The organism is Paenibacillus sp. AK121 (assembly GCF_019042715.1).
GTDB classification, from domain to species: Bacteria; Bacillota; Bacilli; order Paenibacillales; family Paenibacillaceae; genus Paenibacillus; species Paenibacillus polymyxa_C.
This window is the reverse complement of record NZ_JAHPJM010000001.1, coordinates 366691-379490: the sequence shown is the minus strand read 5'-3', so window position 1 is coordinate 379490 and position 12800 is coordinate 366691. Positions and strand designations below refer to the sequence as shown.

Genomic DNA, 12800 nt, shown 5'->3' with positions numbered 1-12800 from the left:
AATGTATATTTTTCATTGTTTTTATTATACGAACTGTCTAAATTCATTTATCTCCGTTTATCTCGAAAGATTAAAGTGTAATTTCCATTGAAAAACCTAGGTATTTTGAAACTGAAACCATCACTCTATGTTGAAACTGAAAGGAGCTACATTTAGAATGACTTCAACAAATTCAATTCCGCAGCCTAAAACATATGGTCCCTTAGGAAATCTGCCCTTGATCGATACACATGCCCCTGTCCAGTCTCTGGTTAAGCTTGCTAATGAGCACGGTCCCATCTTTCGCATGGATCTGCCTGAAGGAACGAACATTTATATTTCCGGTCATAAGCTGGTCGCAGATGCTTGTGATGAATCCCGTTTCGACAAACAGGTGTGGGCTCCCTTACAAAAAGTACGAGCTTTTGCCGGAGACGGACTATTCACAAGCTGGACTGAGGAACCGAACTGGCGCAAGGCCCACCAAATATTGCTACCAAGCTTCAGTCAGCGGGCTATGAAGGGTTACCACAATATGATGCTTGATCTTGCTGTTCAGCTGGTACAGAAATGGTCTCGGCTCAATCCAGATGAAAGTGTAGAGGTACCGGAAGATATGACCCGGCTGACTTTGGATACCATCGGATTATGCGGCTTTAATTATCGTTTTAACAGCTTTTACCGCGACCAGCCCCATCCGTTCGTGACCAGTATGACACGCGCACTGGATGAAGCAATGGGTCAGTTGCAACGCCTCAATTTGCAAAACAGGTTGATGTTATCGAAGAAAAAACAGTTTAAACACGACATCGAAACGATGTTCTCTCTAGTGGACAGCATTATTCAAGAACGCAAAACCGTGGGCAACCAAGGTGAAGAGGATTTACTGGCACGTATGCTGGAAGGCAAGGACCCGGAAACAGGTGAAACGCTGGATGATGAAAATATCCGTTATCAGATCATCACCTTTCTCATCGCCGGTCATGAAACGACCAGTGGGCTTTTATCCTTTGCCATTTACTATTTGCTTAAAAATCCACGAACGCTAACTAAAGCCTATGAAGAAGTAGATCGCGTGCTGACCGATTCGCTGCCTTCCTATACTCAGGTGCGTGAGCTCAAGTACATAAGGATGATACTGAATGAAGCCCTGCGGCTATGGCCGACAGCGCCCGCCTTCTCTCTCTTTGCCAAAGAAGATACACTGCTCGACGGAACCTATCCGCTTAAAAAAGGCGACAGCGTCAATGTACTCATCCCGAAACTGCACCGTGATACCGAGGCTTGGGGCGAAGATGTTGAGGAATTTCGACCGGAACGCTTCGAGGACCCTTCCGCCATTCCGCAAGATGCCTACAAACCCTTTGGCAACGGTCAACGAGCCTGTATTGGACAACAGTTCGCCTTACAGGAGGCCACCCTTGTGCTGGGGATGGTACTGAAACATTTTGAGCTGATTGATCATACTCATTATGAGTTGAAAGTCAAAGAAACGCTTACGCTCAAGCCGGAAGGCTTCACCATTCAAGTACGTCCGCGCAGCACACAGACTACCATCATGTTGCCAGGTGCCGCTCAAGAACTTCATGAAAAGGAGGAACAAAAAGTTGCAGCCCCCCATGCCGAAAAGCATGATACTTCTTTGTTGTCTTTATACGGCTCGAATCTGGGTACAGCTGAGGGACTTGCAGGTGAACTAGCCGATTTAGGTCGGAAATGGGGTTTCAACAGCAGCATAGCAACTCTGAATGATCATGTGGACCATTTGCCTAAAGAAGGCGTGGTACTTATTACGACCGCATCTTATAACGGGCATCCGCCGGATAATGCTGATGCCTTCGTAGAATGGTTGAAGGAGGTAGATGAGGGACAATTGGCAGGCATAAGCTACGCTGTCTTTGGTTGCGGTGACCGGAATTGGGCCAGCACGTATCAGCGTATTCCAAGGATGATCGATGAACTGATGGCTGCCAAAGGGGCAAAACGACTGTATGATCGCGGCGAGGGCGACGCTAGTGGTGACTTCGAGAAGGATTGGGAAGTCTGGAACCACGGCTTATGGCCGGAATTGCTGAATGCTTTCGGGATAGAGCACAGTGATACAGAACCACAGGACACCAGCAGTCTGAGCATAGAGTTTGTAAGCGACGTACTTAGCGCTCCTCTGGCGGCCAACTATGAGGCAGCTACTGCCGTTGTTACTGTGAATCGTGAACTGCACGCTGCTGAAAGTGAACGCAGTACTCGGCATCTGGAGATCCAATTACCAAGCGGAATGTCCTATCGCGAGGGTGATCATCTGGGTGTTTTGCCGCGTAATCCTGCTTTGCTGGTGAATAGGGTAATGCAACGCTTTAAGTTACAGGATCAAAACTACATCGTATTGAGAGGCAGTGACCGGGATGCGGCACATCTCCCCTTAGATCGGCCTGTCAGTGTAGGAGATTTGCTCACTCTCAGTGTGGAACTGCAAGAACCGGCGACCAGAGCCCAGCTACGGCAACTGGCATCCTTTACAGTGTGTCCTCCGCACAAGAAAGAAATCGAAGCTTTGCTGGAGGATACTGCCTTTGATCAAGAGATACGAAAGAAGCGTGTCACGATGCTAGATATTCTGGAGAAGTATCCAGCCTGTGAGCTGCCATTTGATAACTTCATCTCGCTGTTACCACCACTCAAGCCTAGATACTACTCCATCTCCAGTTCTCCGCTTGAATCGGAGAATTCAGCGAGTATAACTGTGAGCGTTGTGCGTGGACCAGCACGTAGCGGACAGGGCGAATACCTCGGTATTGCTTCCAATTATTTGGCACAGCTCCAACCAGATGATCCGGTTGTCATTTTTGTGCGAAAGCCTCAGTCTGGCTTCCGTTTGCCGGAAGACCCGACCGTGCCTGTCATCATGGTCGGTCCGGGTACTGGTGTTGCCCCATTCCGCGGATTTCTCCAAACACGCCATGTGCTTAAGGAGAGAGGAGAACAGCTCGGCGAGGCTCATTTATACTATGGCTGCCGTGATCCAAAGCTCGATTATCTATACAAGCAAGAGCTGCAAGCCTGGGAGCAGGAAGGAATCGTTACGGTTCATACAGCCTTTTCACGTCTGCCTGGTCAACCTAAAAGGTATGTACAGCACGTTATGAATGAAGATGCAGACACTCTGATTCACTTGCTTGATGAAGGAGCGCATCTGTATGTATGCGGTGATGGTAGCCGGATGGCCCCCGACGTTGAAGACACGCTCTGTGCGGCCTACGCGGATATACACCATACAAGTAAAGAAGAAGCGCAGCAATGGTTGGATCATCTCCAACAGGAAAAACGCTATGCCAAGGATGTCTGGACAGGCATCTGATGATAACGGTATATAAAGATCCATCATGTTAAAAATAAAAGGGACTGACTACCAGGCATCGATCTCGTTGGCTAGTAGTTCAGTCCCTTTTATGATTTGCTCTTGCTCCACCATTTGGAGGCAACCACGTCGGTTTTACTTTCTATACGTTCCATGACCTCCTCACGACGTTTGGCTTTAAACAGGTCAATCATATCCACCAAATCATTGCGGTCCAATAATTTAACCCCGTTGACAGCAGCAAGTGTTTTACAGGATTCCGTGTAACGTCCGGAGGTGATGACAACAGACTTATCGGCCGCATAATAACGCATGGAAGTGTAAATTTCCTGTACAGCCCCCAAGCCTACTGGATGTTGTACAGCATAACGCTTGGCCTGAATTACGACTCTGGCGCCTTCTCGGTCTGTAAATACCAGATCTGCTCCAAAATCCCGGCTGCTGGTTGTTTTATAAATGTCCTTATAGCCAAGTGCGGATAATAGCCGCTGCAAATAAAGCTCAAATTCCGAGCCGTCTTCCATACGATCTATATCCTGAATTCCAATTTTACGCGGGTCCAGATCACGTAAAATCCGATTCCGACGACCACGTATCATCCCCCTGATGGTGAGCACAAGCAGTAATAGTAATACAATAAGTCCTATTCCTAATTCCTTATATGCCGATAATTGCTCCAGCAGCATTCCTCTTCCCCTTTTCTACAGCAGGTATGCAAGCGGTATATTCCTTAGTAGGCTTACCGTTACCACCTATCACACTGACACAGTTTTACACAAAGCAACCCCGCCGAATTCGACGGGGCTGCCTTCATTTTATCTCAAAGTTGCCTACATTCTAAACTCCGCAATATTATTCACGATTCAGCAAAGATTCTCCTGCAATACCAGGCTGAGTCATCTGGTACGGGTCCAATATAATGTCCAATTCTTCCTCAGTCAGTACATTATACAGCAGACACAATTCACGTACCGATTTGCCAGTCGTAATTGCTTCGCGGGCAATGCGTGATACTACCTCATATCCGAGGTGCGGATTGAGCGCTGTAATAATACCTACGCTGTTCTCTACATATTCACGGCACCGCTCCACATTTGCTTCAATTCCTTCCACACAATGAACACGGAAAACGTGGAAGCCCTGCTTCATAATTTCCAGCGATTGCAGCAAATTATAGACAAGTACAGGCTCCATCACGTTCAGCTCCAGTTGGCCCGCCTCCGAAGCCAAGCAGATTGTATGATCATTACCAATGACCTGAAAAGCAATTTGGTTAATGACCTCACACATGACTGGATTTACCTTGCCCGGCATAATGGATGATCCTGGCTGACGAGCAGGCAGACTCAATTCTCCCAGACCAGCACGAGGTCCAGAAGCCATCAAGCGGATGTCATTAGCCACCTTGGACATATTCATCATACAAATCTTTAAGGCAGCAGACACTTCGGTATAGGCATCCGTATTTTGTGTGGCATCTACGAGATGTTCATCTGCTTCCACAGGAAAGCCACTGACCTCAGCCAGTACCTCAGCGACACGCTGAATATATCGGCGGTCTGCGTTCAAGCCAGTACCCACCGCTGTTGCACCCATATTAATCGTTAGCAGGTGCTCCTTGGTCGCACGGACACGTCCGATATCACGGCCCAGTACACGCGCATAAGCCTGAAACTCCTGCCCTAATCGGATCGGTACTGCATCCTGCAAGTGAGTTCTACCCATTTTGATCACACTATCAAACTCATTGGCCTTGCGGGAAAATGCTTCCTGAAGCTCACTCATGGTGACTAACAGCTTATCAATCATACTTAATACAGCCAAATGTACGGCCGTAGGAAAAGCATCGTTTGTCGATTGCGCCATATTAACGTGATTATTAGGACTGATTTCCTGATAGTCTCCTCGCTGCTTGCCGATCAGCTCCAGCGCGCGGTTCGCAATCACTTCATTTGTATTCATATTAATGGACGTGCCTGCGCCGCCCTGAATCGGATCGACGATAAAATGATCATGCAACTGTCCTTGAATAATCTCGTCAGCAGCCTGAATAATGGCCTCTGCTTTGGAGCGATGTAGACGGGTTAGTTCCATGTTTACCGTCGCTGCTCCCTTTTTTACAATCGCCATGGCTTTAATCAACTCAGGATGCAATCGTTGGCCTGTAATTGGAAAATTTTCTTTTGCTCTTAGAGTTTGTACACCGTAATAAGCATCTGACGGCACTTCCTTGGTTCCTAAAAAATCATGCTCCAGCCTCATATTCTTTGATTCCTCCGCTGTGTTTGCTACGTTCTTCAATTCAGTACAGTCAAATGACAAAAAAGACCTTTTCTGATCTCCTCTTCATTATACGTTCCAATTCCCGTGCTTTACCAGTCGAATAAACGCGGAAAAAGGTTATGTAATCCTATGACAAGTTATGATTACCCGTAAATACCACGGTTATTCGACCAATGCTCAGCAATGACTGGAATACGGATTTAAAGGCTTATAATAATATCGAGTGGCGTGCAGCTGACCATCGGCTGATTGAGCGTAGTTCGGAATAACACCAGCTTCCACAAACCTGATCGACTCGTATAATCTATTAGAAGGATCTCCCACCCGCGTATCCAGTACCAGTAGAGTTCTATTCTGACGCACTGCCTCTTCTTCGGCTGCCTTCATTAACTGTCGTGCGATCCCAAGCCTGCGTCCAGACGGATGCACCATAAGCTTTGCAATTTCCGCACGATGTGTAGCGTTTGCTTTTTGGGCTAACTGAAGCTGAACCGTCCCAACAGGTACTCCGTCCTTCTCGGCAATCCACAGTACTACACCGTCCTCAAGCACACTGTTCCAATAAGCTGCTGCCTCCTGATACCCTAGGGGTGGTAAGAAACCTATAGATGCACCATCAGCAACCACGTCAATCAACAGCCGGCTTAGTGAATCTGACAATGTTTCGCTGAGCACTTGAACAGGGTATATTCTCACTTCGTTAGACATTGTAATTCCTCCTGATGAGTTCGATAACATGCAAGAAAGAAAGTAAACTATCTTTTTAGGACAGATTACTTACCATCATACTTCGTTTACTTAATCACCCTTACTTCTATTACTGCTCTGCCATATAAAAGAACTCCCACAGATGACCATCCAAATCCTGAAAGCTCCATCCATACATAAAACCATGATCTTGAGGCTCATTTGAGGGTTTGCCGCCTGCTTCCAAAGCTTTGCGGACGATCTCGTCTACCTTTTCTCGGCTCTCCACCGAAAGAGCAACAATCGCTTCTGTGCTTTTCATGGCATCTGAAATTTCCTTTGTAGTGAACGCTTTAAAACGTTCTTCAACCAATAGCATGACAAAAATATGCTCACTAACAATCATGCAGGTTGCATGTTCATCCGTGAACTGAGCGTTGAATTCAAATCCGATGGTAGTGAAAAAATCAATGGAGTGTTGCAGGTTTTTAACTGGTAAATTCACAAAGATTTGTTTAGCTGTTACTCCCACGATGCTTCACCTCTTCCTTCTACTTTATCATACGACTTCTCCACAAAAGATAACTTAACTATCTCACAAAGTCAATCAATCTGACATTTACATAGTTCTATGGTCGATAAGTCAATTGGCTTGCTTGCTACGCTCTTTCCGAGTGTTTTTCACCGAACTACCAATGCTTACCTTATCTCCTAGCTTTACACCATGACCAGGCTAGTACATCAAAATGGCTTCAGATGTTTTTTCATCCTGATCCACTCGATCATCCAACTCTTGAATATAGAAGCTACTCCCTCCCCATTCTCCATATGATTGCGCTTACAAACTTATCCTATAATTAAGATACCACAAATTAGCCAATTTAGTACCTTAAATATGTAAAATGAATTCTTCTTGCCGTAGCATAATCAGATCATATTATTGTAAACTTGTTCTAATACAGAAAAAGGTGGCACACACGCTATGGAGCATTTGCTTAACGACCAGGTCAAAAATATTCAAATCAGCGGCATCCGCAAAATCGCCAACAAAGTTGCCGCATTACCCGGAACTCTGTCATTAACGATTGGGCAGCCGGATTTCCCTACCCCTACGCATATTATGGAAGCTGCCCATCGGGCGATTGATGAAGACCGAACCACTTATACACCTAATCCGGGACTGCCGGAATTACGAGAAGCTGCAGCAGCGTTTGTAGCCCGTAAATACGGTCTGAATTACCGTGGACTGGATGAGGTTATCGTGACGAACGGAGCCAGTGAAGCCCTGGATATTACCCTGCGCACAATTTTGTCACCCGGAGACGAAGTTGTTCTACCTGTGCCGATTTACCCAGGATATGAGCCATTGATCCGTTTGTCAGGTGGCATTCCAGTGTTGGCTGACACCCGCGACAGCGGATTCAAGCTAACGGCAGAGGTACTGGAGCCTTATCTGACTGAGCGGACAAAAGCAGTCATTCTCGGCTATCCTTCGAATCCGACCGGACGGGTGATGAGTCACCAAGAACTGGAAGCAGTCGCGGATTTACTCAAAGAACGCGATCTGTTTATCATTTCAGATGAAATATACAGCGAACTGATTTACGATACACCGCACGTATCTATTGCAACTCTTCCAGGTATGCGGGAGCGTACCATCGTCATTAACGGTCTCTCCAAATCACATTCCATGACAGGATGGCGCATTGGTTTTACACTTGCACCTGCTGAAATCACACAGCACATGGTCAAAGTGCATCAATATAACGTGACCTGTGCTAGCTCAATTAGCCAATATGCAGCACTAGAAGCCCTGACCGCTGGGGTGGATGATGCACTTCCGATGCGCGATGAGTACCGCAAACGTCGTGACTATGTACACGGAAGACTGGCTGATATGGGAATTCCACTGGAGAAGCCCGAAGGAGCCTTCTATCTCTTCCCTTCCATCGCCCATTTTGGATTAAGCTCAATGGACTTCACCTTAAAGCTGCTGGAAGAGCAAGGAGTGGCTGTCGTGCCGGGAGATGCCTTTTCTTCCTATGGCGAAGGTTACATTCGCTTATCTTACGCCTACGGACAGGATGTGCTGGAGCAAGGGTTGGATAAAATAGAGAGGTTTGTTAGAGGGTTGTAGGGAGTTAAGGTGGTTAGAGGCGCTACGCAGTCCATTTGATCTTCCGATCGCTGTTGCGGTGGGATTCTTGAATGAATAAAACACTTATAGGTAAGAATCCCACCGCAAAAGCGAACGCTGCCGCTTCTACAGATTCAAATGGCCCGCTTCCCTTCACTGTCCGCCTTAAAGTCCCACAATTATCTAACGTGTGTGGAGTGGTAGGGTTAAAAACATTACTCACCCGCCTCACGCGGTGAGTAAACAAAACAGGCCCTTGAATCACCTACACGGGTGGTTCAAGGGCCTGTTTGCTTTCACTACTCCCTCACCGTCGGCGTGGGATTCAGGGGTACGTTGCTTTAAGCACGGCACAGCGAAGGGGGCGGAATGGTGCTGGACAAGCGAAGCGGCGCCTTTAAATCCCGATTTTCACCTTTATGCGGTAATCATAAAAATCGGAATTTAACAGCGATGGTAAGCACCATCCGCCTCCGCAGCGGCCTTTAAAGCACCACCCCGTATCCACACGCCACTCTCCTACTTTAAATGCATTTTGAATTGCAGGAACAATTCGTTATAATGAGCGAGCATTCGCTTGCCTAGGTTATCGTATACTTCAAGCTTATCTGTAATTTCAGATGGAGGATAGAACCGCTCATCGCCAGAAATATCTTCAGGCAGCAATTTCTTTGCATCCTTGTTTGGTGTGGAATACCCCACAAATTCAGCATTTTGAGCGGCTACATCGGGCTGCATCATAAAATTGATAAATTTATGAGCCGCATCCACATGGGTAGCCGTTTTTGGAATAACTATATTATCAAACCACAGGTTGGACCCTTCATCTGGCACGACGTAATCCAGCTTATCGTTCTGATCCATGATTTCAGACGCATCACCGGACCATACAACTCCAGCAGCAGCTTCCTCGTTGGCTAGCAGCATTTTAATCTCGTCGCCAACCACAGCCTTGACGTTAGGTGCTAGCTTTTCCAGCTTCGTCAAAGCTTGCTGCAAATGCGCCTTGTTTGTATCATTCAAGGAATAGTGGAGACTGTTCAGCGACATGCCCATAATCTCCCTAGCTCCATCAACCAGCAACAGGTTATTACGCAGCTTCGGGTCCCACAGGCCATCCCAGCTATGAAAATCAATGCCTTTGGTCAGCTCCGGGTTAAACACAATCCCGACTGTACCCCAAAAATACGGAACCGAATATTGGTTATTTGGGTCAAACGAAAGGTTTAGATAATGAGAATCTACATGCTTCAAATTCGGTAGCTTGCTATGGTCCAACGGGAGCAACAAGTGCTCCTGCTTCATTTTAGCCAAAGCGTATTCCGAGGGAACCGCTACATCAAACGAAGTGCCTCCCTGCTCGATTTTCGTCAGCATCGCCTCATTGGAATCAAATGTCTGATAAATGACGGTAATCCCCGTCTCCTTCTGAAACCGTTCCAGCAGCTCAGGATCAATGTAGTCTCCCCAGTTGTACACTGTCAGTGTGTTACCACCGGAGTAGCCTTGACTGGAGTTCAACCAGGCTGCCACGCCCATCAGACCAAACGAGATGATGAAAATGGACAGAAACACGCGCACAAGCGACTTCATCTAGGCACCCCCATTTCCGCCGCAGGCTCTTTTTTACCATTACGATTCGCCTTGCGCATAATAAAGTAATAGCCCACCACCAGCAGCACAGTAAACAGGAATATGAGCGTGGACAGCGCATTGATGGACAAGGAAACCCCTTGACGGGCCCGTGAGTATATTTCCACCGATAAGGTCGAATAGCCACTGCCTGTCACAAAAAAGGTCACCGCAAAATCATCCAGCGAGTACGTTAACGCCATAAAAAAGCCCGCATAAATCCCTGGCTTGATAAAGGGCAAAATCACCTTGGTCAGCACATCCAGCCGGCTGGCACCCAAATCACGCGCAGCGTCCACCAGGGATGGGCTCATTTCCTGAAGCCGCGGCAAAATCATAATGACCGCAATCGGCACACTAAACGCAATATGGGATAACAAAACAGAGTAAAAACCCAGCTTAATGCCAACCATCGTGAACAAAATGAGGAAGGAAGCGCCAATAATGACGTCCGGATTCACGATCAGTACATTGTTGAGCGACAACAACGTATTTTTGACTCGACGGTTCTGCATCTGATGAATAGCCAGCGCACCTATGATACCAATAATCGTAGCCAACGCAGACGACAGCAAAGCGATTACTAAGGTGTTAATAACAATAATGATCAAGCGGGTGTCTGCAAACACCTCTTTGTAATATTGAAGTGTAAAGCCTTCAAACTCGTGCATGGTCCCGCCGCTGTTGAAGGAATAGTACATCAAATACAAGATAGGCGCATACAACACGAGAAAAACAATCACCAAATATATATTCCCGAATCGGTTTTTATTTACCATGCCGCACCCTCCGTTTCGTTCGCGAGGTGAGCAGCATAATGATCGCCATCGCCAAAATCAGGAACACAGCCACTGTTGAGCCCATACCCCAGTCCTGAGTAACTAGAAAATGCTGCTCTATCGCCGTCCCCAGCGTAATCACACGGTTACCTGCAATCAGACGGGTAATCATAAACAGCGACAACGCTGGAATAAACACAGCCATACAACCAGACCGCACACCCGAAAGTGTTAACGGAAAAATAACCCTGCGAAATGCGGTCCATTTGGAGGCCCCCAAATCACGGGCTGCGTCCAGCAGTGAAGGATTCAAACCTTCCAACGCATTATAGATGGGCAAAATCATAAAAGGCACAAAAATATAAACAGATACAAACACAAAGCTGGAGCTGGTAAACAATATTTGCTGACCGCCCAACCCAACCATGCCTAATACCGCATTTACCGGACCATAAGTCCCGAAAATCCCGATAAAAGCATACGTTTTGAGCAACAGGTTAATCCAGGTTGGCAAAATAATGAGCAACAGCCACAGTTGCTTATGCTTGGTGCGAGTAAGCAAATATGCCGCCGGATACGCCACGAGCAGTGAAAATACAGTGATCAGAAATGCATACCAAAACGAGCTAAGCGTCATGCTTAAATAAACAGGTGTCAGAAACTGAGCGTAGTTGCTGAATGTGAGATGACCATCCACATCAAACAGTGAATAGTAAAATACAAGTACAACTGGAGCTGCCACGAACAGCAAAATCCATAAATAGTAAGGCAGCAGATACGCTGCTCTTGCATTACCGGACATGCTGATCCACCTCTTCATAGGCTTCCAGACGCCGATCGAATTCTTCCTCTGTTTCCCCGAACCGCATGACATGAATGGCTTCCGGGTCAAATTTCAGGCCGATTTCACTTCCCAGCTCCGCCTTTTTGGTAGAATGCACGAGCCATTCCTGTCCTGAATCATCATAGCAGCTTATTTCATAGTGAACCCCACGGAACAATTGAGTATCCACCTTTACCCGCAGCTTGCCTTCAGCAACACTCGTAATCTCCAAATCCTCGGGCCGGATCACAATTTCAATCAGTTCGTTCGGACGCAATCCTCCGTCGACACATTCAAACTGTCGGCCGTTGAATTCCACTTGGTAATCCGCGATCATACGTCCAGGAACAATATTAGATTCGCCGATAAAATCAGCAACAAACCGATTAATCGGCTCATCATAGATATCATTTGGTGTCCCACTCTGCTCGATCTTGCCCTTGTTCATGACAAAAATTTCGTCTGACATGGCCAGTGCTTCCTCCTGATCATGCGTAACAAATATAAAAGTGATTCCAAGTCGCTGCTGCATTTCACGCAAAATATACTGCATTTCTGTCCGCAGCTTTAAATCCAGTGCCGACAATGGTTCATCCAGCAAGAGAACATCAGGCTCATTGACGATAGCCCGTGCAATAGCTACACGCTGACGCTGTCCCCCGGACATTTCAGAAATTTCCCGTTCGCCGTAGCCTTCCAGATTGACAAAGGACAACGCCTGTGTCACCTTCTCCTGAATGTCCTTTTTGTTCATCTTTTTAATCCGCAGACCAAAAGCGACATTTTCAAACACATTCAGATGTGGAAATAGCGCATAATCCTGAAAAACCGTATTGACCTGCCGCTCGTTGGCTGGAACACGATTAATGAGTTTTCCATTCAAATAAATAGAGCCCTCTGTCGGCTCTGCAAAACCTGCAATCATACGCAGAATCGTCGTTTTACCACAGCCGGAAGGACCCAGCAGTGTATAGAATTTGCCACGCTCAATCTCAAAGCTGACATCCGCCAGCACTGGGGGATCGTTGTCATATTGTTTGGTCACCCGTTCAAATCGGATGATGGTTTGCTCTCCCATAACACCCTCCTTCAAAAAATTCGACTTCATTCCATTACATTCTCTAC

10 protein-coding genes are annotated in these 12800 nt (G+C 46.8%); 2 read left to right on the top strand and 8 right to left on the bottom strand.

What is annotated here, in order from left to right; genetic code table 11:
* Positions 1-157: 157 nt before the first annotated feature.
* On the top strand, positions 158-3334 hold the full coding sequence (locus KSP24_RS01695; RefSeq protein ID WP_216974321.1) for a bifunctional cytochrome P450/NADPH--P450 reductase: 3177 nt from the start codon (positions 158-160) through the stop codon (positions 3332-3334).
* 89 nt (positions 3335-3423) lie between these two features.
* On the opposite strand, the gene KSP24_RS01690 is transcribed toward KSP24_RS01695, so the two are convergent.
* The 4 genes from KSP24_RS01690 to KSP24_RS01675 all read right to left on the bottom strand — a co-directional run bounded on the left by KSP24_RS01690 (position 3424) and on the right by KSP24_RS01675 (position 6836).
* Complete coding sequence (locus KSP24_RS01690) at positions 3424-4020, bottom strand: restriction endonuclease (protein ID WP_064962057.1); 597 nt, start codon at positions 4018-4020, stop codon at positions 3424-3426.
* A gap of 166 nt (positions 4021-4186) precedes the next feature.
* Positions 4187-5596 carry an aspartate ammonia-lyase gene (aspA, locus tag KSP24_RS01685; RefSeq protein ID WP_013372264.1) on the bottom strand — a complete coding sequence of 470 codons (1410 nt, stop codon included), beginning with the start codon at positions 5594-5596 and terminating at the stop codon, positions 4187-4189.
* A gap of 198 nt (positions 5597-5794) precedes the next feature.
* The gene (locus tag KSP24_RS01680; RefSeq protein ID WP_216974320.1) at positions 5795-6325 is read right to left on the bottom strand and encodes a GNAT family N-acetyltransferase; all 531 of its coding nucleotides are present in this window, start codon (positions 6323-6325) and stop codon (positions 5795-5797) included.
* 109 nt (positions 6326-6434) lie between these two features.
* Positions 6435-6836 carry a VOC family protein gene (locus tag KSP24_RS01675; RefSeq protein ID WP_216974319.1) on the bottom strand — a complete coding sequence of 134 codons (402 nt, stop codon included), beginning with the start codon at positions 6834-6836 and terminating at the stop codon, positions 6435-6437.
* Between the two features lie 450 nt (positions 6837-7286).
* Here KSP24_RS01675 and KSP24_RS01670 point away from each other — a divergent pair, with 450 nt between their 5' ends.
* Positions 7287-8441: an aminotransferase A gene (locus tag KSP24_RS01670; protein ID WP_216974318.1), complete on the top strand. Its 1155-nt coding sequence runs from the start codon at positions 7287-7289 to the stop codon at positions 8439-8441.
* Positions 8442-8960: 519 nt separating this feature from the next.
* Here KSP24_RS01670 and KSP24_RS01665 read toward each other — a convergent pair.
* Genes KSP24_RS01665 through KSP24_RS01650 form a run of 4 tightly spaced genes read right to left on the bottom strand, consistent with a single transcriptional unit; the run spans position 8961 to position 12753 of the window.
* Positions 8961-10034 carry an ABC transporter substrate-binding protein gene (locus KSP24_RS01665; protein ID WP_013372268.1) on the bottom strand — a complete coding sequence of 358 codons (1074 nt, stop codon included), beginning with the start codon at positions 10032-10034 and terminating at the stop codon, positions 8961-8963.
* Positions 10031-10852 (bottom strand): ABC transporter permease, encoded by an 822-nt coding sequence (locus tag KSP24_RS01660; RefSeq protein ID WP_216974317.1) that lies wholly within the window; start codon positions 10850-10852, stop codon positions 10031-10033. Before KSP24_RS01660 ends, KSP24_RS01665 begins: the two co-directional genes overlap by 4 nt.
* Positions 10842-11654: an ABC transporter permease gene (locus KSP24_RS01655; RefSeq protein WP_216974316.1), complete on the bottom strand. Its 813-nt coding sequence runs from the start codon at positions 11652-11654 to the stop codon at positions 10842-10844. The genes KSP24_RS01660 and KSP24_RS01655 overlap by 11 nt, the downstream gene beginning before the upstream one ends.
* Positions 11644-12753: an ABC transporter ATP-binding protein gene (locus KSP24_RS01650; RefSeq protein WP_216974315.1), complete on the bottom strand. Its 1110-nt coding sequence runs from the start codon at positions 12751-12753 to the stop codon at positions 11644-11646. The genes KSP24_RS01655 and KSP24_RS01650 overlap by 11 nt, the downstream gene beginning before the upstream one ends.
* Positions 12754-12800 lie beyond the last annotated feature (47 nt).

What these genes read in the sequence shown, in the direction of transcription:
- KSP24_RS01680 (WP_216974320.1), bottom strand. Translation starts at nt 6,325, where the DNA reads ATGTCTAACGAAGTGAGAATATACCCTGTTCAAGTGCTCAGCGAAACA.
- KSP24_RS01695 (WP_216974321.1), top strand. Translation starts at nt 158, where the DNA reads ATGACTTCAACAAATTCAATTCCGCAGCCTAAAACATATGGTCCCTTA.
- aspA (WP_013372264.1), bottom strand. Translation starts at nt 5,596, where the DNA reads ATGAGGCTGGAGCATGATTTTTTAGGAACCAAGGAAGTGCCGTCAGAT.
- KSP24_RS01655 (WP_216974316.1), bottom strand. Translation starts at nt 11,654, where the DNA reads ATGTCCGGTAATGCAAGAGCAGCGTATCTGCTGCCTTACTATTTATGG.
- KSP24_RS01660 (WP_216974317.1), bottom strand. Translation starts at nt 10,852, where the DNA reads ATGGTAAATAAAAACCGATTCGGGAATATATATTTGGTGATTGTTTTT.
- KSP24_RS01665 (WP_013372268.1), bottom strand. Translation starts at nt 10,034, where the DNA reads ATGAAGTCGCTTGTGCGCGTGTTTCTGTCCATTTTCATCATCTCGTTT.
- KSP24_RS01670 (WP_216974318.1), top strand. Translation starts at nt 7,287, where the DNA reads ATGGAGCATTTGCTTAACGACCAGGTCAAAAATATTCAAATCAGCGGC.
- KSP24_RS01650 (WP_216974315.1), bottom strand. Translation starts at nt 12,753, where the DNA reads ATGGGAGAGCAAACCATCATCCGATTTGAACGGGTGACCAAACAATAT.
- KSP24_RS01690 (WP_064962057.1), bottom strand. Translation starts at nt 4,020, where the DNA reads ATGCTGCTGGAGCAATTATCGGCATATAAGGAATTAGGAATAGGACTT.